Source organism: Pseudonocardia sp., assembly GCF_050250275.1.
GTDB lineage: Bacteria > Actinomycetota > Actinomycetes > Mycobacteriales > Pseudonocardiaceae > Pseudonocardia.
This window is the reverse complement of record NZ_JBFWOY010000006.1, coordinates 46,922-69,371: the sequence shown is the minus strand read 5'-3', so window position 1 is coordinate 69,371 and position 22,450 is coordinate 46,922. Positions and strand designations below refer to the sequence as shown.

The 22,450-nt window shown below is 74.6% G+C and carries 18 protein-coding genes; 11 read left to right on the top strand and 7 right to left on the bottom strand.

The annotated features are described in order from the left end of the window. Window positions 1-26: 26 nt before the first annotated feature. Window positions 27-1,409 carry an RNA polymerase sigma factor gene (locus AB7F12_RS08055; RefSeq protein ID WP_428501977.1) on the bottom strand — a complete coding sequence of 461 codons (1,383 nt, stop codon included), beginning with the start codon at window positions 1,407-1,409 and terminating at the stop codon, window positions 27-29. A gap of 409 nt (window positions 1,410-1,818) precedes the next feature. Here AB7F12_RS08055 and AB7F12_RS08050 point away from each other — a divergent pair, with 409 nt between their 5' ends. Beyond that, the gene (locus tag AB7F12_RS08050) at window positions 1,819-2,679 is read left to right on the top strand and encodes an inositol monophosphatase family protein (protein WP_428501976.1); all 861 of its coding nucleotides are present in this window, start codon (window positions 1,819-1,821) and stop codon (window positions 2,677-2,679) included. Between the two features lie 23 nt (window positions 2,680-2,702). Here the strand turns inward: AB7F12_RS08050 and cei are convergent, their stop codons facing one another. Both cei and AB7F12_RS08040 read right to left on the bottom strand, forming a co-directional pair. After that, window positions 2,703-3,368 carry an envelope integrity protein Cei gene (gene cei / locus AB7F12_RS08045; RefSeq protein WP_428501975.1) on the bottom strand — a complete coding sequence of 222 codons (666 nt, stop codon included), beginning with the start codon at window positions 3,366-3,368 and terminating at the stop codon, window positions 2,703-2,705. Next, window positions 3,368-4,465 carry a phosphotransferase family protein gene (locus AB7F12_RS08040; RefSeq protein WP_428501974.1) on the bottom strand — a complete coding sequence of 366 codons (1,098 nt, stop codon included), beginning with the start codon at window positions 4,463-4,465 and terminating at the stop codon, window positions 3,368-3,370. Before AB7F12_RS08040 ends, cei begins: the two co-directional genes overlap by 1 nt. Before the next feature lie 352 nt (window positions 4,466-4,817). Here AB7F12_RS08040 and AB7F12_RS08035 point away from each other — a divergent pair, with 352 nt between their 5' ends. Beyond that, window positions 4,818-5,120: a DUF4193 domain-containing protein gene (locus AB7F12_RS08035; RefSeq protein ID WP_013675177.1), complete on the top strand. Its 303-nt coding sequence runs from the start codon at window positions 4,818-4,820 to the stop codon at window positions 5,118-5,120. A 74-nt stretch (window positions 5,121-5,194) separates the two neighbouring features. Here AB7F12_RS08035 and AB7F12_RS08030 read toward each other — a convergent pair whose 3' ends face one another. Then, on the bottom strand, window positions 5,195-5,683 hold the full coding sequence (locus tag AB7F12_RS08030; protein WP_428501973.1) for a DUF3093 domain-containing protein: 489 nt from the start codon (window positions 5,681-5,683) through the stop codon (window positions 5,195-5,197). 74 nt (window positions 5,684-5,757) lie between these two features. Here AB7F12_RS08030 and dut point away from each other — a divergent pair, with 74 nt between their 5' ends. Both dut and AB7F12_RS08020 read left to right on the top strand, forming a co-directional pair. Then, window positions 5,758-6,255, top strand: a complete 498-nt coding sequence (gene dut / locus AB7F12_RS08025) for a dUTP diphosphatase (RefSeq protein ID WP_428501986.1) — start codon at window positions 5,758-5,760, stop codon at window positions 6,253-6,255. Continuing rightward, window positions 6,255-9,833, top strand: a complete 3,579-nt coding sequence (locus AB7F12_RS08020) for a DUF3710 domain-containing protein (RefSeq protein WP_428516438.1) — start codon at window positions 6,255-6,257, stop codon at window positions 9,831-9,833. The genes dut and AB7F12_RS08020 overlap by 1 nt, the downstream gene beginning before the upstream one ends. Before the next feature lie 39 nt (window positions 9,834-9,872). On the opposite strand, the gene AB7F12_RS08015 is transcribed toward AB7F12_RS08020, so the two are convergent. Continuing rightward, window positions 9,873-10,418: an alpha/beta hydrolase gene (locus AB7F12_RS08015; RefSeq protein ID WP_428516440.1), complete on the bottom strand. Its 546-nt coding sequence runs from the start codon at window positions 10,416-10,418 to the stop codon at window positions 9,873-9,875. A gap of 373 nt (window positions 10,419-10,791) precedes the next feature. Here AB7F12_RS08015 and AB7F12_RS08010 point away from each other — a divergent pair, with 373 nt between their 5' ends. Beyond that, window positions 10,792-11,169 carry an OB-fold nucleic acid binding domain-containing protein gene (locus tag AB7F12_RS08010; RefSeq protein ID WP_428502693.1) on the top strand — a complete coding sequence of 126 codons (378 nt, stop codon included), beginning with the start codon at window positions 10,792-10,794 and terminating at the stop codon, window positions 11,167-11,169. Window positions 11,170-11,228: 59 nt separating this feature from the next. Then, a complete protein-coding gene (locus tag AB7F12_RS08005) occupies window positions 11,229-11,972 on the top strand; it encodes a DUF3159 domain-containing protein (RefSeq protein ID WP_428502692.1) in 744 nt (247 codons plus the stop codon). Window positions 11,973-11,990: 18 nt separating this feature from the next. Here AB7F12_RS08005 and AB7F12_RS08000 read toward each other — a convergent pair whose 3' ends face one another. Further along, a complete protein-coding gene (locus tag AB7F12_RS08000; protein ID WP_428502691.1) occupies window positions 11,991-12,647 on the bottom strand; it encodes a potassium channel family protein in 657 nt (218 codons plus the stop codon). Window positions 12,648-12,652: 5 nt separating this feature from the next. Then, the gene (locus AB7F12_RS07995) at window positions 12,653-13,315 is read right to left on the bottom strand and encodes a potassium channel family protein (RefSeq protein ID WP_428502689.1); all 663 of its coding nucleotides are present in this window, start codon (window positions 13,313-13,315) and stop codon (window positions 12,653-12,655) included. A 98-nt stretch (window positions 13,316-13,413) separates the two neighbouring features. Between AB7F12_RS07995 and AB7F12_RS07990 the strand changes: the two genes are divergently transcribed. From AB7F12_RS07990 to AB7F12_RS07970, 5 genes are all read left to right on the top strand, one after another. Further along, the gene (locus AB7F12_RS07990) at window positions 13,414-15,486 is read left to right on the top strand and encodes an APC family permease (RefSeq protein ID WP_428516442.1); all 2,073 of its coding nucleotides are present in this window, start codon (window positions 13,414-13,416) and stop codon (window positions 15,484-15,486) included. A 1-nt stretch (window position 15,487) separates the two neighbouring features. Then, window positions 15,488-16,684, top strand: a complete 1,197-nt coding sequence (locus AB7F12_RS07985; RefSeq protein ID WP_428502848.1) for a class I SAM-dependent RNA methyltransferase — start codon at window positions 15,488-15,490, stop codon at window positions 16,682-16,684. 12 nt (window positions 16,685-16,696) lie between these two features. Next, window positions 16,697-17,566, top strand: coding sequence for an FAS1-like dehydratase domain-containing protein (locus AB7F12_RS07980; RefSeq protein ID WP_428516444.1), 870 nt, complete (start codon window positions 16,697-16,699; stop codon window positions 17,564-17,566). Window positions 17,567-17,694: 128 nt separating this feature from the next. Next, window positions 17,695-20,166 carry a Tex family protein gene (locus AB7F12_RS07975; protein ID WP_428500301.1) on the top strand — a complete coding sequence of 824 codons (2,472 nt, stop codon included), beginning with the start codon at window positions 17,695-17,697 and terminating at the stop codon, window positions 20,164-20,166. Window positions 20,167-20,477: 311 nt separating this feature from the next. Continuing rightward, a complete protein-coding gene (locus AB7F12_RS07970) occupies window positions 20,478-22,436 on the top strand; it encodes a DEAD/DEAH box helicase (RefSeq protein WP_428500300.1) in 1,959 nt (652 codons plus the stop codon). Window positions 22,437-22,450 lie beyond the last annotated feature (14 nt).

Below are 22,450 nucleotides of genomic sequence, written 5' to 3'. Positions count from 1 at the left end.
GGCACCGGGGGTACGACTGTCTGGGATCAGTCCAGGTAGTCGCGCAGCACCTGGGACCGCGACGGGTGCCGCAGCTTCGACATCGTCTTCGACTCGATCTGGCGGATCCGCTCGCGGGTCACGCCGTAGACCTGGCCGATCTCGTCGAGCGTGCGGGGCTGGCCGTCGGTCAGGCCGAAGCGCAGCCGGACGACGCCGGCCTCACGCTCGGACAGCGTGGCCAGTACCGACTGCAGCTGGTCCTGCAGCAGCGTGAAGCTCACCGCGTCGACCGCGACGACGGCCTCGGAGTCCTCGATGAAGTCACCGAGCTGCGAGTCGCCCTCGTCGCCGATCGTCTGGTCGAGCGAGATGGGCTCCCGGGCGTACTGCTGGATCTCCAGCACCTTCTCCGGGGTGATGTCCATCTCCTTGGCGAGCTCCTCGGGCGTCGGCTCGCGGCCGAGGTCCTGGAGCAGCTCACGCTGTATACGACCCAGCTTGTTGATGACCTCGACCATGTGCACCGGGATACGGATGGTGCGGGCCTGGTCGGCCATCGCGCGGGTGATGGCCTGCCGGATCCACCACGTCGCGTACGTCGAGAACTTGTAGCCCTTGGTGTAGTCGAACTTCTCGACCGCACGGATCAGGCCCAGGTTGCCCTCCTGGATCAGGTCCAGGAACGCCATGCCGCGGCCGGTGTAGCGCTTGGCCAGCGACACGACGAGACGCAGGTTCGCCTCGAGCAGGTGGTTCTTGGCGCGCTCGCCGTCGCGGACGATCCAGCGCAGGTCACGCCGCAGCTGCGGGGAGACCTTCTCGCCGGCCTCGATCGCCCGGCGCAACCGCTCGGCCGCGTAGAGGCCGGCCTCGATCCGCTTGGCGAGCTCGACCTCCTCCTCGGCGTTGAGCAGCGCGACCTTGCCGATCTGCTTCAGGTACGCGCGGACCGAGTCGGCCGAGGCGGTGAGCTCGGCGTCCTTGCGGGCCTGCCGCAGGGCCTCCGACTCCTCCTCGTCCCAGACGAAGTCGCCGGACTGCTTCTGCTGCGAGCTGCGTGTGGTCGGGGCACGACGGTTGGCGCCGGTGTTGGTCGGCTCCTCCTCCTCGTCGTCCTCTTCCTCGTCGTCGGAGTCGTCCGAGTCGGCCGTCTCGGGCTCGTCGTCGACCTCGAGGTCGTCGAGCTCGACGTCCTCGAGCTCACCCGCCTCGGGCGATCCGTCGAGCTCGGCGTCGTCGCCGTCGCCCTCGCCGTCGGCCTTCTTCGTGGCCGGCTTACCGGCCGTTCCGGCCCGCGGGCGCGTCGTCTTCGTCGCGGTCTTCTTGGGAGCTCCCGTCGTACCCGCCTTGCGGCGGCGGGTCGGAGCCGACGCGACCGCCTCGTCGACGGTCGAGTCGGTGCGGGTTGCGGAGTCTGCGGCTGCCACCTAGGCCCTCTCGCTGCGTGCGCTCTGCTGTTCGCCGGGGACACGAAGGGATCCGGCTGTCGAGATTTCGGGACTGATCGATGACCTCGCTGCGCCGCGGACCGCCGTCGATTGGTGTTCGGCCGGCCTCGTGGGGGCGGGGTACCGCGTCATTGTAACTACCTCGCCGCCGAGAGTTCGCACGTCGCGTGGGTTGCGTGCCGCCCCACTGCGCCGGACGGTCGCCGCGGCGCCCCCAGTGGCCTCCCGGAGGACGATCGCCGCAGGTCGCGCGGCCGGAACGAACGGGACGCGCCCCGGGACGGATGCGCCGGTCCGGTGACGACGTCGCGCGTCCGCCGAACGGGTCCACCCCGCGGACGCCGAGCGTCGGCGATCGGCGCGGTGCCCGTGTGATCGGATGACGTCCATGCAGGCCCGAGCCGAGTCCGAGCCCCTTTCCGACGACCCCGCGGTGCTGCGCGCCGTCGCCGAGCAGGTGGCGCGCGAGGCCGCCGAGCACCTGCGCTCGCTCCCGCCGCCGCGGCAGCCCGCCGGCGGCGACGTCGCCGGGGCGGTGCGCACCAAGTCGTCCCCGACCGACGTGGTGACCGCGGCCGACGAGGCCGTCGAGGCGCTGATCCGGTCCCGGCTGGCCCGGCTGCGTCCCGGCGAGCACGTGTTCGGCGAGGAGGACGGCGGCGACGCCGGGCGCGCGCGCTGGGTCGTCGACCCCATCGACGGCACCGTCAACTACCTGTACGGCATCCCGGCGTACTCGATCTCGGTCGCGGCGGTCCTCGACGGCGAGTCGCTCGCGGGCGTGGTCCTCGACCCGGTGTCGGGCCGCACCTGGAGCGCCGCCCGAGGCGGGGGAGCGACGCTCGACGGCCGCCCGCTGTCGGTCACCGTGGAGACCGACCTCGCCCAGTCCCTGGTGGCGACGGGCTTCTCCTACCGGGCCGAGCGCCGCGCCCGGCAGGCCCGGATGGTCGCGGGCATGCTGCCGCGGGTGCGCGACGTGCGCCGGGCCGGCTCGTCGGCGCTCGACGTCTGCGCGGTGGCCACCGGCTGGCTCGACGGATACGTCGAGCACGGGCTGAGCTGGTACGACTGGGCGGCGTCCGGGCTGATCGCCGCCGAGGCGGGCGCGGTCGTGCGGGTGCCCGGCCCGCCCGGTGCCACCGCCCCCGACGACGGGCTCGGCGCGGAGGCGATCCTCGTCGCCACGCCCGGCATCGCCGACGCGCTGGCCGCGCTGGCCCGGGAGCAGGGCGCCGCGCAGGTCTGAGCCGGGGGCCGGCCGGCCCCTGCTCAGCAGGACGCGTCGCGCGCCTCCTGCAGCGTCGTCGGGTCGACCGCGGGCGGGGGCGGGCCCGCCGTGCCGCCCTCGGCGCCCGACGTGTCGGCCGGCGGGTTGGCCAGCTGGTCGAGCACGTCACGCGCGGGGCGGCCCGGCTTCACGTCGGAGAACGCGGTGCCGACGGCGAAGTCGACGGTGTCGTCGGCACGCGCGTCGCGCACCAGCTCGGTGCACGGCAGCACGATCGCGAGCGTCGCCGCGGCCGCGGTCCCGGTCGCACCGAACCGGATCTGCCCGCGGCACTCCAGGTCCCCGCCGGGGAACAGCGGGTCGTTGTCGGGCGCGCCGCCCTCGGTGAACCCGAGGTCGCCGAGCTGGGCCGCGACCAGGTTGGCCTGCCCACGCTGCCCGCCGCCGTTGAGCACCCGCACCTTCACCGCGGACGCCGCCGCCGGCGTCACCGTGTCGAGCGTGGAGGGCTCGACGACCTCGCCCGCCCCACCGGCGGCGGGGGCCGGGCACGACGCCGTCCCCGACCGGCCCGCCGACGTGATCAGCACCGTCGTCCACGTGACGAGGGCGACGACGGCCAGGACCGACACCAGGACGACGACCGGACCCCGGCGGCGCCGCTGGTAGGGGCGCGTCGGCCGCGACGCCACCCCGGAGGCGGGCATCAGGAGATCCCCTCGTCGAGCACGTGGTGGCCGAGGACGACGAGCGGGTCGACCGCCCCGTCGAGACCCTCGGCCATGTCGGCGGGCACCGAGCCCGCCCGCACCCGGGCGAGGATGCCCGCGAGGACGACCGCGAGCTTGAACGCCCCGAACGCCGTGTACCAGGGCAGCGGTCCGAGGTCGAGACCGGAGCCCGCCGCATACGAGCTCGCGATGTCCGCGCGCAGCGGGAACCCGGGCAGCCGCGTCGGCGACGGGATGTGCTGCGCCGCCCGCCAGACTGGATGCTCCTCGGCCTGGCACCAGTAGACGAGCATCAACCCGAGGTCGGCGAGCGGATCCCCCAGCGTCGAGAGCTCCCAGTCGAGCACCGCCAGGATGCGCCCGGGGTCCGTCGCGTCGTAGACACAGTTGTCGATGCGGTAGTCGCCGTGGACGATCGTGTTGCGCTGGGTCGTGGGGACCGCGGCGGCGAGCCTCGACGACAGCGCGGTGAGCGAGGACTCCGTGTCCGCGCCGACGGTCAGCCCGCCCTCCCGCGCCGACTCCCACTGTGAGTTCCAGCGCCGCACCTGCCGTGACATGAAGCCCTCGGGGCGCCCGAACCCGGACAGCCCGACCGCGTCCGGGTCGACGGCGTGCAGCGCCACCAGGACCTCGACGAGCGCCGCGCCCGCGCGGGCCCGGTCGGCGGGCGCGTCGGCCCAGCCGGCGGGCGGGTCCTCGAGCGGCACCACACCGTCGACGAGCTCCATCACGTAGCAGGGGGCGTCGACGGGCGCGCCGCCCTCGCTGTACGCGAGCACCCGGGGGACCGGCACCGCGGTGGTGCGCAACGCGTCGACGACCGTGCGCTCACGCCCCATGTCGTGCGCCGTCGCCGCGACCGAGCCCACCGGCGGGCGGCGCAGCACCACCGCACCCGCGGCCGAGGTGACCCGGTACGTCAGGTTCGACCGGCCGGCGCCGATCGGTGCGAGCGAACACTCCTGCCAGGCGGGATCGCCGAGCTCACCGGCGAGCCAACGGCCGACGGCGGCGGGGTCGGCTCCCGGGTGCGAGGACGCCGTCGCTTCGGCGAGGGACTGATCGGGCACGAGCGCAGACCCTAGTGCCCCCGCAGGCCCGGCACGCCGGACTCGCGACGGGTGTCACGCACACGTTCGATGCGCCCGCATCAACGCGATACGGCCTGCCGGTTGCCCATCCCGCCATCCGCTCGGCGACGAGTTCTCGGGCGGGGCGGCGGGTCGGCCCGGCCTCGGCTACCCTCTCGGCCCCGGGGGACAGTCAGTACCGCTCCGTCGGTCGTTGCACGGGGAAGCAACCCGCGCCGGCCCGGGCCACTGCACTGAGACCGGCATCACGTGGAGGTCGGGCACAAACCCCGCGGTCGCGACGTTGTCGCGGCACGGCGAAGACACAGTGCAGAAGTTGAGGGTGGGAAAGATGGCGACCGACTACGACGCTCCACGTCGCAACGAGAGCGACGACATGGCCGAGGACTCGCTCGACGAGCTCAAGGCGCGGCGAAACGAGGCGCAGTCGTCCGCGGTCGATGTCGACGAGTCGGACACTGCGGAGAGCTTCGAGCTCCCGGGCGCGGACCTGTCGGGCGAGGAGCTCACGGTCAAGGTGCTGCCCAAGCAGGCCGACGAGTTCACGTGCGCGAGCTGTTTCCTCGTGCACCACCGCAGCCGGCTCGCGGAGACCCGCGGCGCGCAGTTCATCTGCCGCGACTGCGCAGCCTGACCGACGACCGGGAGCCCGGCCCCGCCCCCCGACCCGGGGCAGGGCCGGGCTCCCGACGTTCCCGGGCCCGGCCGTCAGCGCCGCGCGGCGGCCAGTACTGCCCGCAGCTTCGCGGGGTCGCGCGTGCTGACGATCCAGTACGGCTCGTCGATGGTCGGGTCGACGTTCTCGATGCGCACCACCGGGCCCACCCACGCGCGGTGCATCAGGAACGCCTGCGGGTCCAGCTGCGGCCCCAGCGCGACCTGCTTGTCCCGCCTCTCGACGGTGTCGGTCCGCCCCACGGCGCTCAACGGGATCGTCTCGTCGGCGATCGTCAAGGACTCGTCGTCGACGCGGACGCGGGTGCGGCCCAGCCAGAACAACGATCCGACCAGCAGCGGGATCGCGATCACGTAGCCGATCCACGAGCGCACCCCGGGGTAGCCCATGTGGATCTCCGCCCCGAGCAGCGCCCCGATCCCAGCGGCGATCAGATACCACCACACCGGGACGTACAACCGCTCGTCGAACACAACACGGCCGGACGTCGCAGACTCCGGGGGTGACGGCTTCTCGCTCACGGAGGTCGAGGGTAGCGTCGTCCGTCGTGCCCGGCTCCCTCGACGCTCCCCAGCCCGAGCCAACCGCCGCGCCGCTGCCCGAACCGCTCGTGGGCCCGGCGCTGGACGTGGCGCTCGTCAGGCTGGACGCCGCCGTTCCGCTCCCCGCCTACGCCCGCCCCGGCGACGCCGGGGCCGACCTGGTCACCACGTCCGACGTGGCCCTCGGACCGGGCGAACGCGCCGTGGTCGGCACCGGCGTGGCCGTCGCGCTGCCCCCCGGCTACGCGGGCTTCGTCCACCCCCGCTCGGGGCTCGCCGCCCGCGCCGGGCTGTCCGTCGTCAACACACCGGGCACGATCGACTCCGGATACCGCGGCGAGATCCGTGTGTGTCTGATCAATCACGACCCTCGGACGGAACTCGTCCTGAGAAAGGGTGACCGGATCGCCCAGTTGGTCGTTCAGAGAGTGGAACACGTCAGGTTCGTCGAGACCGACGTCCTGCCCGGCTCCGAACGCGGAGCCGGAGGCTACGGCTCCACCGGGGGCCACGACCGGCTGTCCCAGCACGCCATCGAGGAGATTGCGTAGTGGCACGACGCGACCGCACAGGGCTGCGTTCCGCCGCTCCGGCAGCCGGCCCGGACGACGAGTACGACGACTACGAGTACGACACCCGCGACAGGGGTGGCCGCGGCCGCTCCTCGGACCGGTACGCCGACGACGACCGGTACGCCGACGACGAGTACGACGACTTCGACGACGAGTACGACTACGACGACGAGTACGACGAACGCGACGGCGACCCCGAACCGCGGCGCCGCACCTTCGACCCCGACGCGGTCGGCCCGTTCGACGTCGAGGACCTCGAGGCGACCACCCCCGACGCCGGCGCCGACGACAACGTCGACCCGAAGGAGTACGAGCGGCTCCACAACGGTGGCGCCGCCGCCGACGACGACTTCCGCGACGACCCCGCCCACACCGAGTGGGCCCGGGAGATCCTCACCGGCCTCACCGACTTCGGCGCCGTCCGTGTCCCCGTCCCCGCCGACGGCGACGTCGACCTCACGGTTCCGCCGTCGGGCACGATGCAGGCCGTCCACGTCCTCATCCCGCAGGGCAAGCTGTCGGTCAGCGCGCTGGCCGCGCCGCGCTCCGAGGAGCTGTGGCCGACGCTCGCGTCCGAGATCGAGGCGTCGCTGCGGGACGGCGGCGCCACCGTCCGTCAGTCGTCGGGGGAGTGGGGCCTCGAGCTGCACGCCCACACCGACGTCGCCGGCTCGGTGTTCGTCGGTGTCGACGGCCCCCGCTGGATGGTGTACGGCGTCGCCACCGGCCCGCAGTCCTCCGCCGCCGAGCTCGACGCCGCGCTGCGGCTGATGCTGCGCGGCATGGTCGTCGTGCGCGGCCGCCTGCCGTACCCGCCCCGGACCGTCCTGCCGCTGGAGCTCCCCGCGGACCTCAAGCTGCGCCAGGACGAGCAGGTGGCCGCCGCGGAGAAGGCGAAGGCCGCGGGCGAGGTCGTGCCCGAGGCACCCGAGCCGCGCGACCTGCCGACCACCGCGATCCCGGTGCGGCCCACGCCGGCGCGTCCTCCGCAGGGCCGCCGCCCCGCGGGCCCGCGCCCGCCGCAGGGCCCGGGCCGTCGGCCCGACGGTCACCCCGGCGCGGGTCCGCGCCCGATCGACCCGGCCCGCCGCCCCGCCGCGAACGGCAACGGCACCGGGCCGAACCGGCCGCCCTTCGACGGTCGCGCCGCGGCGTTCCGCCCGGCGGTCGACGGCCGCTCCGGCGGTCCCGACGCCGGGTTCGGCGGCGCCGCGAACGGCGCTGCCGGCGGCGCGGTCGGTGGCGGTGTGACCGGTCGCGCGAACGGTGCGCCGGTCGACGGTCGCGTCAACGGCGGCCCCGTCGTCGCCCCCGGGTCCGGCGTCAACGGGTCCGGCGTCAACGGGACAGGCGTCAACGGGCCAGGCGTCAACGGGTCGGGTGTCAACGGGACCGGTGCGCACCGTGGCCCGGTCGACGGTGCGGCCCCACGTGGTCCCGCAGCCGCGGACCGCGGCGTCGACGGCACCGCCGCCTACCGGGCTGCGACGAACGGCCCCGGTCCCAACGGCCCCGGTCCCAACGGCCGCGGTCCCGACGGCGCCGGTCTCGACGGCACCGGTCTCAACGGCACCGCTCCCAACGGCACCGCTCCCAACGGGTTCGGACGCAACGGTTCCGGAGCCGGCGCTTCCGGCGCCAACGGTTCTGCCGTCAACGGTTCCGGCGTCAACGGCTTCGGCACCACCGGCGCTGCAGCCGACGGTGCGCCCGCCGGGCGCGGTGCCGACGGTGCGCCCGCCGGGCGCGGTGCCGACCGCCGGTCCTTCGACGGGCCCCCGCCCAACGCCCGCCCCGTCGACGGCCGCGGCCGCCCCGACATGCCCGGGTTCGCGCCCGGCCCCGACTCGGGCCGCCACGAGACCCCGCGCCGCCGGCCCGCCGACACCAACCCCGCCGACGGTCGCGGACCCGCCCCGCGCGACGACCGCCCCGCCGCCGCGCCCGAGCGCCCGTACGCGGACGGCTCCGGCCGCTTCCCCGCCCGCGGCTCCGACACCGGAGCCCACGGCGGCGACAGCGGGTCGTTCCGCCGCGACGAGGCCCCGGCGCGCGGCGACAGCGGCGCCTACCGGCGCCCGGCCGACGCCCGCCCCGCCGGTCCGTCGTCGTCCGACACGGGGGCCTACCGCGGCGACGCGTTCGCACCCGCCGCCGACAGCGGAGCCGTCGCCCCGCGCAGCGAGCACCCCGCCCGCCGCGACGACGTACCCACCCGTCCGGTCGGCGGCGTCACCGGCGGGTACCGCACCCCCGGTGCCACCGGCGGGCACCGGGCACCCGAGCCGACCGGCGGATACCGCGCCGTGCCGCCCACCGGCGGTCACCGCGCCCCCGACCCGACCGGCGGATACCGGGCCGTGCCCCCCACGGACGGCCACCGCGTCGACGGCGCCGGCCCCGACGGGATCCCGACACCGCCCCGCGCGTACGACAACCGCGGCGGCGACCCCACCGCCGGCCGGCCCTTCGACGGTCCGCCCCGTACCGGTCGCCGTGCCGCCGACGACGGACGCTCCGCGTTCCGGCCCCCGGCCGGGGCCCGCCCGGGTGGGCGTCGCCGCGCCGAGGACCGCGACGATCGGCGCGCCGTCGACCCCCAGACCGGTCTGCCGACCGGTGCGCAGCCGCCCGTGAGCGGCCGGCGCGCCGCCCCCGAGGCGGTGAGCCGGCACGGCTCCACCGGTTTCGGGGAGTTCGGCAGCGGCGCCTACGGCCTGCGCGAGCCCACCGGCTCCCGCGCCGACCGGGGCCTCCCGCCGACCGGCGGGCACCGCGCGCCCGCCGACCACGGCGGCGCCGCGGCGTCCTACCCGGCGCCGGTCGAGCGCGACGCGGACCGGGGGCGCCACGGCGCACCCACGGGCGGGCCGGCCTACGGTGCCCCCGTGTACGAGCCGTCGCCGGCCGGACCGGACCCGCTCGGGTCCGACCGCGGGTCGGCGCGCCACGACGTGCCGGGCGACCACGGGCCCGCGCGCACCGCCCGCGACCCGTACCGCGGCGACGGCTACGGGGCCGACCCCTACGGTCCCGGAGGCCACGGCGCCGCCGCGTACGACCGGGACCGCCTCGGGCAGGACCCGCACCGGGTCGACTCCTACGGGTCCGACTCCTACCGGGCCGACTCCTACCGGGCCGACTCCTACCGGGCCGAGTCCCACGGGGCCGACTCCTACCGGGGCGACCACTACCGGGCGGCTGACCCGTACGACGCGGACTCCTATGGCGGGCCGTCCTTCGACGGGGCCCCTTACGGCCGGGACCCCCACGGCCCGGACGCCCCGTACGACCGGGACTCCTACCGCCGGGACTCCTACGGCCGGGACTCCTACCGCCGGGACTCCTACGATCGGGACTCCTACGACCGGGACTCCTACGGCCAGGACGGGGCCGGCGAGCGGGAGTCGTCAGGACGGCACGGCCGTCCGCGCCGGCCCAGCGCCGACGACCTGGAGGGCCGCCCCGCGCTGGCCTTCCTCAACGGCGACCCCAACCGGATGTTCGACGGCGACGAGCAGCCCTACCCGGCCGGCCGCCACCACCGGCCCCGCTGACCCGCTGACCCGCTGATCCGCCCGGAGCCGCCGGACGGATCAGCGGGTCGACGCATGCAGCCAGCCCAGCACGGCGGCCCGGCCGAGCGTGGCCGGGTCGGCGCCCACGGCATCGAGCCGGGTCTCGACGAGCCGGGCCCGGGGGAGCAGCTCCGCCCAGCGCCGCGCCACCGCCACGGGGTGCACCGGATCGTCGACGCACGCGACGACACCGGCGGGGACCGGGAGCCCGCGCAGGACGCCGGCGCCGGGGGCGGGCGTCGCTGCGGCCTCGTCGAACGCGTCCGCGAGCCCGTCGCCGTGCGCGGTCCACGAGCGGGCGAGCTCGGTGGCGAGCCAGCGCGGCGCGGAGGCGCGCAGCGCGGTGAGCGTCGCGTCGAGACCCGAGGCGCGGACCTGGTGCGCCGTGACCAGGGCGCTTCGCGCGGCGGGTGCGTCGGCGGGGGCTCCGGTCCAGCCCGGCAGGGCGAGCAGCAGCCCCGCGACGGGCGCGGCCGGTCCCTGACGCGCCGCCCAGCCCGCCGCCACGTGGGCGCCCAGCGACACACCCCCGACGAGGAGCCGGATACGTGTGTCCGACGTCATGGACCGAACGGTCCGGAGGGCCTCGTCGAGCGCCGACCGGTAGCCGGCGACGACGCCACGACCCGGATCGGGATCGGGGGCGATCAACTGCGCGCCCACCGCGGCGAGCGGCGCGTCGAACGCGGATCGGACGAACAGCGCATCGGAGCCGGAACCAGGCAGAACGACTGCGACGAGATCACCTGACGGGGTCGGTGTCACCGAGTGCATCGTCGCAGATCACACATTCGAGGGGATCGCTCCCGTTCGCCGCACCACGGGTCCCTTCCGGGCACCAATGCTGTTTCCAGCGCGTTACGATCTGCAGGGTAGCGGCCGGATCCGTCGGAGAGTCCGTCGGACGCGGCCCGCGCCCGAGCAGCCGAGGAGAATCATGGGCAGCACGGACGGTGGGCCATTCCGCCGCATGCTCAAACGTCTGACCAGCGAGGTCGAGGTGCTCGACGCCGACGACCTGTCCGAGGACGCCGAGCGTGACGGAGCGCAGCGGGCCAGTGACTGTGCCTGCGGCCAGGAGGTCACGATGCTCGGTAGGCTCCGGTCCGTGGAGTTCTGCCCGCAGGATGCTGCGGCCTCACTGGAGGCCGAGCTGTTCGACGGCACCGAGGGCGTGACGCTGGTGTGGATGGGGCGCCGCCGGATTCCCGGTGTCGTCCCTGGCCGCACGATGCGCGTGCGTGGCCGGTTGTCGATTCGCGACGGTCGCAAGGTGCTCTACAACCCGTACTACGAAATCTGTCAGGGCTCGTGACGGGTCCTCACCGGGAGCATGGTCGCGGCGCCGTCCGTCCGGACGGCGCGGACCCGGGTGTGGGCGAGCACGGCGACCCGCCGACCGACGTACTGCCCGTCGTCGGCGACGACCGGCCGACCGATCGTGTCCCGCGGGTGCCCGACGGCGCCGCGGCCCGCGGCGACCGTGCGGAGCAGGCGCAGGAGCGCCCCGAGCGCGAGATGCCGACGATGCTCGAGCAGATGGGCGGCGTCAGCGGCGTCGTGTACTCGACGGTTCCGGTCGCGGTGTTCGTCGTCGTCAACATCCTCACCGCGCTGAGGCCGGCGCTGTTCGCCGCGGTCGGCACCGCGGTGCTCATCGCGATCGTGCGGATCGTGCGCAGGGAGAAGCTGCAGCCGGCCGTGTCGGCGCTGATCGGTGTCGCGGTCTGCGCGTTCATCGCCAGCCGCTCCGGGGAGGCGCGCGACTTCTACCTGCCCGGCCTGCTGCTCAGCGCTGCGCTGGGCCTGGCGTGCCTGGTGTCGCTGGTCGTCCGCTGGCCGATCGCGGGTGTGATCTGGCACGGGATCAACGGTCACGGGCACTCCTGGCGCTCCGACCCCCGGATGCTGCGCGCCTACATGTTCGCCACCGTGCTGTGGACGTTGGTGTTCGCCGCGCGTGTCGTCGTCCAGGGCTGGCTCTACAACGTCGACGAGGCGAACTGGCTCGGTGTGGCCCGGCTGCTCATGGGCTACCCGTTGATGGGCGTCGCGCTGCTCGGCACGTTCCTGGCCGTGCGCCGGGCCAAGGCCGCCCCGGCCGCCGGGAACACCTGACCCGGGGCCCGGGCCGGCTCAGTGCCCCAGCGCCGCCCGGATGTCCTCCTCGACGGCCGACGTCGCCACGAACAGCAGCTCGTCGCCGGGTTCGAGACCGTCGTCGGACTGCGGGACGATCACGCGTCCACCGCGCAGGATCGCGACCAGAGCCGAGTCCGGCGGCAGCCGCAGCGCCCGCACGGGCGTGCCCGCCAGCGGCGTCGTCGCCGGGAGGGTGATCTCGACCAGGTTGGCCTGGCCCTGGCGGAACGTCAGCAGCCGCACCAGGTCGCCGACGGCCACCGCCTCCTCGACCAGGGCGGCCAGCAGGCGCGGGGTCGACACGGCGACGTCGACACCCCAGTTCTCGCCGAACAGCCACTCGTTGCGGGGGTCGTTGACGCGGGCGACGACGCGGCGGACCGCGAACTCCGTCTTGGCCAGCAGCGACACGACGAGGTTGACCTTGTCGTCGCCGGTCGCGGCGATGACGACGTCGCAGCGTTCGACCCCGGCCTCCTCCAGGGAGGACAGCTCGCACGCGTCGGCGTGCACCCACTCGGCGGCCTCCACGGCCTCCGGCTGCACGTTGGCCAGCTCACGCTCGATCAGCATGACCTGGTGGGAGTTCTCCACGAGCTCGAGCGCGATGGACCGCCCGACCGCACCCGCTCCCGCGATGGCGACCCGCATCGGACTCATCCCTCCTGCGGCGGTGCCGCGGCGGCCGCCGTCACGTCGCTGACCGTGCCGGAGACCGCGGCCACGTAGACGGTGTCCTCGGCCTGGACGGCGGTGTCGGAGCGGGGGAGCACGCCGGTGCCGAAGCGGACGATGAACGCCACCCGGGCCCCGGTCGCCTCCTCCAGCTCGCGGATCGGCCGGCCGATCCAGTCCTCGTGCACCGGCAGCGGCAGCACGGCGACGGTGCCCGACGGCTCGCGCCAGGCCGTGGCCACCCCGTCGGGCAGCAGCATCCGCATCAGCCGGTCGGTGCTCCACGGCACGGTGGCGACCGTGGGGATGCCGAGGCGCTCGTAGACGGCGGCGCGCTTGGGGTCGTAGATGCGGGCGACGACACGCTCGATGCCGAACGTCTCGCGCGCCACCCGCGCGGCGATGATGTTCGAGTTGTCGCCGGAGGAGACGGCGGTGAAGGCGTCGGCCTTGCCGATCCCCGCCTCGGTCAGCACCTCGCGGTGGTACCCCTCGCCCACGACCTGCCTGCCACGGAACTCGGGACCGAGCCGCCGGAACGACTGCGGGTCCCGGTCGACGACGGCCACCTCGTGCCCGAGTCGTTCCAGCCCGGCGGCGAGGGACGAACCCACGCGGCCGCAACCCATGATCACCACGTACATCGCGGTGGTCCTCCTCGTCCGCGTGCGCGGACCGCGTTCACCGATGTCGGCGAGACGCTATCGCGTGTGGTCCGTCGGCACCGCATAGGCTGCCGCTCGTGCCCAAGCTCGCCGTCGCGGTGAAGCGGATCCTGGTCGGCCGGCCCCAGCGCAGCGACCGTCTCGCCCACAATCTGCTTCCCAAGCGGATCGCGCTTCCCGTGTTCGCCTCCGACGCGATGTCGTCGGTGGCCTACGCGCCCGAGGAGATCTTCCTGACCCTGTCGGTCGCCGGGGTCACCTCGTTCACCCTGGCCCCGTGGATCGGGATCGCGGTGGCGGTCGTGCTGCTGACGGTCGTCACGAGCTACCGGCAGAACGTGCACGCCTACCCGTCCGGCGGCGGCGACTACGAGGTCGCGACGGTCAACCTGGGCAGGCGGGCGGGGCTGACCGTCGCCAGCGCCCTGCTGGTCGACTACACGCTGACGGTCGCGGTGTCGATCTCGGCGGCCGCGGCGAACATCGGGGCGCTGATCCCGTTCGTCGCCCAGCACAAGGTGATCTTCGCGGTCGTCGCGATCGCCCTGCTCACGGCCGTGAACCTGCGCGGCATCCGCGAGTCGGGCGCGGCGTTCGCGATCCCCGTGTACGCGTTCATGTTCGGCATCGGCACGATGATCATCTGGGGTCTGACGCGGGTGCTGCTGCTGGGCGACGAGGTGAAGGCCGCGAGCGCCGACCTCCACCTGCTCGCGGAGGGCGACGCGTTCACCGGCCTGGCGCTGGTGCTGCTGATCCTGCGCTCGTTCACCCAGGGGGCGGCCGCGCTGACCGGGGTCGAGGCGATCAGCAACGGCGTTCCCGCGTTCCGCAAACCGAAGTCGCGCAACGCGGCGACGACGCTGCTGATGCTGGGCGTGCTGTCGGTGTCGATGTTCCTCGGGCTCATCGCGCTGGCCGAGCTGACCGGGGTGAAGATGGCCGCGGACCCCGCCCACCAGTTCCCCGACGCACCACCGGGCTACGTGCAGCAGACGATGGTCGCCCAGCTCGCCGACGCCGTCTTCCACGACTTCACACCCGGGTTCTTCTTCGTCGTCGTGATGACGGCGCTGATCCTGGTGCTCGCCGCCAACACCGCGTTCAACGGGTTCCCGGTGCTGGGCTCGATCCTGTCGCAGGACCGCTACCTGCCCCGCCAGCTGCACACGCGCGGGGACCGGCTCGCGTTCTCCAACGGCATCCTGGTGCTCGCCGGGTTCGCGATCCTGCTGGTCGTGGGCTTCCAGGCCGAGGTCACGCGCCTCATCCCGCTCTACACCGTGGGCGTGTTCGTGTCGTTCACCCTGAGCCAGACGGGCATGGTGCGGCACTGGAGCCGCAAGCTCGCCACCGAGACCGACGACGCCGAACGCCGCCGGATGCGCCGCGCCCAGGCCATCAACGGCTTCGGTGCCGGCATGACCGGTGTCGTGCTCGTCACCGTCCTCATCACGAAGTTCACCCTCGGCGCCTGGATCGCGATCGCGGCCATGGCCGGGTTCTTCGCGCTGATGCTCGCCATCCAGAAGCACTACACGCGGGTCACCGCGGAGCTCGTCGCAGGCGAGTCCGACACCGTGCTGCCCTCGCGCAACCACGCGATCGTGCTGGTGTCGACGCTGCACAAGCCGACGCTGCGGGCTGTCGCCTACGCCCGCGCCACCCGCCCGGACGTGCTGGAGGCGGTGACGGTCAACGTCGACGACGCCGACACCAAGCGGCTCATGGACGACTGGGCGCGCCGCAAGCTGCCCGTTCCGCTCAAGGTCGTCGAGTCGCCGTACCGGGAGATCACCAAGCCGGTGCTCGACTACGTCAAGCGCATCCGCGGGGACAACCCCCGCGACGTCGTCACGGTGTTCATCCCCGAGTACGTCGTCGGACACTGGTGGGAGCAGGTCCTGCACAACCAGAGCGCGTTGCGGCTCAAGGGCAGGCTGCTGTTCCAGCCCGGCGTGATGGTGACGAGCGTGCCGTGGCAGCTGGAGTCCTCGGAACGGGCGGCGGTCCGCCGCCAGCCGTTCGCGCCGGGGGCGTCGCGGCGCGGCTACCCGTCGATGGCGCAGCTGCCCGGCGAGCAGAAGGCGCCCGGCCGCGCCGCACGCGAGGGCGGCACCGAGACCCGCACCACCGACAAGAGGACATGACATGCGTTCCGACACCCGGCCCCGCGCCGAGGCCGGCGAGTGGACCGACCGGGTCCTCGACCTCGAGGTGGGCCCCGTCGCGCACGGCGGGCACTGCGTCGCCCGGCACGAGGGCCGCGTGGTGTTCGTCCGGCACGCCCTCCCCGGTGAGCGCGTCCTGGCCGTCGTCACCGAGGACACCGGCGGCTCGTTCTGCCGCGCCGACGCCATCTCCGTCCGCGACCCCCACGTGGGTCGGGTGGCCCCCGCGTGCACCTGGGCCCGGGCCGGCGGCTGCGGCGGCTGCGACTGGCAGCACGCCACGCCGGAACTGCAGCGCGAGCTGAAGACGGCCGTCGTGCGTGAGCAGCTGTCGCGGCTCGCCGGGATCGACAGCGACGTCGAGGTCGAGGAGCTGCCCGGCGGCCCCCTCGGCTGGCGCAGCCGGGTCCGGCTCGCCGTCGACGCCGAGGGGCGCGCCGGGCTGCGCGCGCACCGCAGCCACGACGTGCTGCCCGTCGCCGACTGCCCGATCGCCCCCGAGGGCGCCCTGCCCGGTGTGCTCGCCCGCCCGCACGCACCGGGCTCGGAGTTCGAGGTCGTCGTCGACGCCGACGGCGCCGTGCACGACGAGCGCGACGGCGCCCCCGTCGTGCAGCGGGCCGCGGGCCGGGAGTGGCGGCTGCGACCGGGCGCGTTCTGGCAGGTCCATCCCGAGCTGGCGGGCACCCTCGCCGGTGTCATCACGCACTGGGCCCAGGCCCGCCCCGGCGAGTCCGCGTGGGACCTCTACGGCGGCGCCGGGCTGTTCGCCTCGGTCCTGGCCGACCAGGTGGGTCCCGACGGCCGGGTGACGGTCGTCGAGTCGTCCTCGGGCGCGGTCGACGACGGGGAGGTCGCGCTCTCCGACCTCCCGCAGCTCACGTGGCGGGTCGGGCGGGTCGAGCACGTCCTCGGCTCGCTCGCCGACCCGGACGTCGTCGTCGCCGACCCGCCCCGCTCGGGGCTGGGCAAGGCCCTCGTCGCGGGCATCTGCGAGCGGGAACCGCGGCGGATCGTGCACGTCGCCTGCGACCCGGCGGCGCTGGGCCGCGACGTCGGCCTCTTCGCCGCCCAGGGCTACCGGCTCACGGCGCTGCGGGCGTTCGACGCGTTCCCGATGACCCACCACATGGAGTGCGTGGCACTGCTGGAGCCGGGAGCCCCCGGGGGCGCCTGATAGAACCGGGGAATGGCAGCACTCGCGGAGTACGTCGCGGACTGGGCGCCCGGGCCCGTCGAGGAGACCGACCGGATCGGGGCGTGGGCGGTGCAGGCCTTCGCCGACCTGCTCGACCGGCCCGCACCGGCCGGGGACGGCGTCCTGCCACCGCTGTGGCACCGGTTCTCCTTCCTGGAGCGGGCCGCCCAGCACGAGCTCGGGGAGGACGGGCACGTCCGCGAGTCGCACTTCCTGCCCCCGATCCCGGACCGGCGGCGGATGTTCGCCGGCGGCCGCCTGGAGTGGCACGCGCCGGTCGGTGTCGGCGACGAGGTGGTGCGCCGCAGCGCGATCGCGTCGATGACGCCGAAGTCGGGCCGCAGCGGCGAGATGCTGTTCGTGACGTTGCGCCACGAGTTCCGCCGTGGCGGCGTCCTGCTCCTGACCGAGGAGGAGGACCTCGTGTACCGGCAGCAGAAGCCGGGGGAAGGGCGCCGGGTCGAGGCGGCGGTGGCGGCGGAGCCGGGCCCGCACACCGCCGACGGCCCCTGGACGGCGCGGCTGCAGCCCGACGAGGTCATGCTCTTCCGGTTCAGCGCGCTGACCTACAACGCCCACCGGATCCACCACGACTTCCCGTACGTGACCCGGGTCGAGGGCTTCCCGGGGCTGGTCGTGCACGGCCCGCTGCTGGCGTTGCTGCTGCTGGAGCTGCCCCGCCGGCACGCCCCCGACCGCACCGTGCGCGCGTTCGAGTACCGGCTGCGCGCCCCCGCCTTCGCCGGTTCGACGGTCCTCGCCGCGGGCGGCCCGGCCACCGGGGACACCGCCGACCTCGCCGCGGGCAGCGCCGACGGCCCACCCTCGATCACGGGCACGGTCCGCTTCGACCCCGTGTGAGGGCGGCGGCCGCGCCGCGACCCCGGCCGCCCACCACGGCGGCGCCGGCCGGCGGTACCGCATCGGCGACAGGGGCCGGAGGACGACCCGGCGGTGACCCGCGCCGCCCGGTTCGCCACGATGGTCGGGTGACGGACAAGGCAGCTTCGGTACAGCAGCGGATCGCCGACGAGCTCGGCGTGCGCCCGCACCAGGTCATCGCCGCGGTGGACCTCCTCGACGGCGGGTCGACCGTCCCGTTCATCGCCCGCTACCGCAAGGAGGCCACGGGAGCCCTCGACGACGCGCAGCTGCGCACCCTCGAGGAGCGCCTGCGCTACCTGCGGGAGCTCGACGAGCGGCGCGAGGCGGTGCTGGAGTCGATCCGCGGCCAGGGCAAGCTCGACGAGGCCCTCGAGGCGCGCATCCTCGCGGCCGACTCGAAGGCCCGGCTCGAGGACATCTACCTGCCCTTCAAGCCCAAGCGGCGCACCAAGGCGATGATCGCCCGGGAGCAGGGCCTGGAACCGCTGGCCGACGCGCTGCTGGGCGACCCGTCGCTCGACCCCACCGCCACCGCCGAGCCCTACGTCACCGGTGAGGTGGCCGACCCCGCGGCGGCGCTCGAGGGGGCCCGCTCGATCCTCGTCGAGCGCTTCGCCGAGGATGCCGACCTCATCGGCGGTCTGCGCGAGCGGATGTGGAACCAGGGTCGCCTCGTCACGACCGTCCGCGCGGGCAAGGAGAACGACCCCGCCGCGGCCAAGTTCTCCGACTACTTCGCGTTCTCCGAGGCGTTCACGACGCTGCCCAGCCACCGGATCCTCGCGGTGTTCCGCGGGGAGAAGGAGGAGGCGCTCGACGTCGCGCTGGAGCCCGCGGCCGAACCGGGCGAGCCCGGCGTGCCCACCGAGTACGAGCGGCGCATCGCCGCCAACTTCGGCATCGCCGACGAGGGCCGCCCGGCCGACAAGTGGCTCTCCGACGTCGTCCGCTGGGCCTGGCGCACCCGCATCCTGCTGCACCTGGGCATCGACATCCGGGTCCGGCTGCGGACCGCCGCGGAGGAGGGCGCCATCGGCGTCTTCGCGGCCAACCTGCGCGACCTGCTGCTCGCCGCGCCCGCCGGGACCCGCGCCACGATGGGTCTCGACCCGGGGCTGCGCACGGGGGTGAAGGTCGCCGTCGTCGACGCGACGGGCAAGGTCGTCGCCACCGACACGATCTACCCGCACGCGCCCCGCAACGACCGCGCCGGCTCGCTCGCCACGCTGACGCGGCTCGCCGCGGCCCACGACGTCGAGCTCGTCGCGATCGGCAACGGCACCGCCTCCCGTGAGACCGACGCGCTGGCCGGTGAGCTCATCGCCGCCAACCCGGGGCTCAAGCTCACGAAGGTGATGGTCAGCGAGGCGGGCGCGTCGGTGTACTCGGCGTCGGCCTACGCGTCGGCGGAGCTGCCCGACCTCGACGTCTCCATCCGCGGCGCGGTGTCGATCGCGCGGCGCCTGCAGGACCCGCTGGCGGAGCTGGTGAAGATCGAGCCGAAGTCGATCGGTGTCGGCCAGTACCAGCACGACCTGCCCGAGTCGTCGCTGTCGCGCTCGCTCGACGCGGTCGTCGAGGACTGTGTGAACGCGGTCGGGGTCGACGTCAACTCGGCGTCGGCGCCGCTGCTGCGCCGCGTGTCGGGCATCAGCGAGTCGCTGGCCACCGCGATCGTCGCCCACCGCGACGCCAACGGCCCGTTCCGCACCCGCACCGCGCTGTCGGACGTGCCGCGGCTGGGCCCCAAGGCCTTCGAGCAGTGTGCGGGCTTCCTGCGCATCCGCGGCGGCGACGAGCCGCTCGACGTCTCCGGCGTGCACCCCGAGGCCTACCCGGTGGTGCGGCGGATGGTCGACGCCGCGAAGGTGTCGATCGGCGAGCTCATCGGCAACGCCGGCGCGTTGAAGACGTTGCAGCCCAAGCGGTTCGTCGACGACACGTTCGGCCTGCCGACCGTCACCGACATCCTCGCCGAGCTGGAGAAGCCCGGCCGCGACCCGCGCCCCGCGTTCCGGACCGCGACCTTCGCCGAGGGCGTGCACAAGATCGCCGACCTGAAACCGGGGATGCTGCTGGAGGGCGTGGTCACCAACGTCGCGGCCTTCGGCGCGTTCGTCGACGTGGGCGTGCACCAGGACGGTCTCGTGCACGTCTCGGCGATGTCGACGAGCTTCGTGTCCGATCCGCGCGAGGTCGTGAAGTCCGGTGACGTCGTGCGGGTGAAGGTCCTCGACGTCGACGAGGCACGCAAGCGCATCTCGCTCAGCCTGCGGCTGGACGACGAGCCCGGCGCCGGCCGTAACGGTGGCCGCCGGGGTGGCGACGGCGAGCGCCGCGACGGCAACGAGCGTGGCGGCCGCGGTGGTGGCGAGCGCGGTGGTGAGCGTGGGCAGCGCGGCGACCGGGGACCGCGGCCCGGCGGCGACCGGCGCGGCGGGGACAAGCAGGGCGGCGACCGGCGCGGCGGCAGCCAGGGCGGCGGCGGCCAGCGTGCAGGACAGTCGCGTCCGCGGCCGGAACCGGCCAACAACGCGATGGCCGAGGCGATGCGCCGCGCCGGTTTCGGGAAGTAGCCGTACCGGCCGATTGCGGGCGCCGGCGACGACGTCGCCGGCGCCCGGGCGGCGTCCGGGAACAGCGCGCCGTCGGGTGACGTTGGGCAGTACGGAGCACCACGTGACCGGAGAGACCCGGCCCCGGGCGTGATCGTCGGGGAGCGTCATGGGACACTGGTGTGTCGGTCCGGTGCGCTGCGCCGGACCGAGAGCCCCAGATGGTCCACGTCTTTGCACGCCGCAGGGCCCCGCGGGCTTCCGTGAGTGATCTCCGTGAGTGCCCGCGTCCAGTGACGGACGCGCTCTCCCTGCCGCAACAGAGGACGTGTGTGAACACCCTGCTCGACCTGCCCGACAACGACGTCCCCGCGACCCCCGAGCTCGACGACGCCGCGCTCGCGGCGGAGATCGACTCCGTCGAGGAGCTCGCGTCGGCCGACGCGACCGATCCCGCGGACACCGCCGCCGACGCGGACGTCCCCGGCGTGGACGACTCGGACGACTCCGACGTCGACGACCTGGATTCCGTCGACGACGCCGATGACGACGACTCCGACGACGAGGACGGCGTCCGGTTCGCCGACCTCGACCTCGACCCCGCGCTCCAGCGCGCGATCGACGAGCTCGGCTACGAGCGCCCCAGCCCCATCCAGGCCGAGGCGATCCCGCCGCTGGTCCAGGGCCGTGACCTCATCGGTCAGGCCGCCACCGGCACCGGCAAGACGGCGGCGTTCGCGCTGCCGATGCTGCAGAAGCTGGCGACCGCGCCGGCCGGTGGGCGTCGCACGGCGCCCATGGGTCTGGTGCTGGCCCCGACCCGCGAGCTCGCCATGCAGGTCACCGAGGCCGTCGCCCGCTACGGCAAGGGCATCCGCGCGCGGGTGCTCGCCGTCTACGGTGGCGCCCCGATCGGACCGCAGCTCGGCGCGCTCAAGCGCGGCGTCGACATCGTCGTCGCCACCCCCGGCCGCGCGATCGACCTGATCAACCGCGGTGCGCTCAGCCTCGACCAGATCGAGGTCGTCGTCCTCGACGAGGCCGACGAGATGCTCGACATGGGCTTCGTCGAGGACATCGAGACGATCCTGCAGTCCACCCCGGCCACCCGGCAGGGTGTGCTGTTCTCGGCCACCATGCCGCGGCGCATCGAGACGCTCGCCCGCACCTACCTCACCGACCCGGTGATGGTGCGCATCCAACGCGAAGAGGTCCCCGAGGGCGAGGCGCCCCGGGTCCGCCAGACCGCGTACATGGTGCAGCGCACCCACACCACGGCGGCGCTGGGCCGCATCCTGGAGCTCGAGCGCCCGACCGCGGCGATCGTGTTCTGCCGCACCCGCGCCGACGTCGACGCCGTCACCGAGGCCCTCACCGGCCGCGGTCTGCGTGCCGAGGCGCTGCACGGCGGCATGGACCAGGAGCACCGCACCCGCGTCGTCGACCGGCTGCGCAGCGGCCGGACCGACCTGCTGGTCGCCACCGACGTCGCGGCCCGTGGCCTCGACATCGACACGCTCACCCACGTCGTGAACCACGACGTGCCGAAGTCGCCCGAGTCCTACGTGCACCGCATCGGCCGGGTCGGCCGCGCGGGGCGCGAGGGCGTGGCGATCACGCTGGTGGCGCCCGCCTCGGTGCGCCACCTGCGCAACATCGAGCGGCTCACCGGCACCCCGGTGCCGGTCGCCCCGGTGCCGACGGTCGCCGACCTGGCCGCGTCCCGCGTGGAGCGCACCAAGGTGGCGCTGCGCGAGCGGCTGCTGGCCGACCGCGCGACCGCCGGCCGCGGCGCCGACGACGGCGTGGCCGCCATGATCGCCGCGCTGTCCGACGAGTTCGACGCGACCGAGGTCGCCGCCGCGGCGGTCCGCATCGCCCGTGACGTCTCCGGCGCGCCCGAGGACGAGATCGACATCCCCGTGGTGTCGGCGCCCCGCGAGGGCCGCCGCGACCGCGACCGCGACAGCCGCGGTGGGGCGGGTGGCCGCCGCGAGTTCGGCGGCAGCCGCGGCCAGGGTCCGCGTCCGCCCAGGGCGGGCACGACCCGGCTGTTCGTCTCCGCCGGCCGTGCCGCGGGGGTGCGCCCGCAGGACATCGTGGGTGCGTTGGCGAACGAGTCCCGGCTCTCCGGCCGCGACATCGGCGCCATCCAGATCCACGAGCGCCACGCGCTGGTGGAGATCCCGGAGCACGCCGCCGACGACGTGCTGCGGTCCCTGCGTGGCGTGACGACGCTCAAGGGCCGGCGCGCCAACGTGCGCCGCGACCGCGCCGAGGCGCGTTCCTGACAGCTGCTCCCACG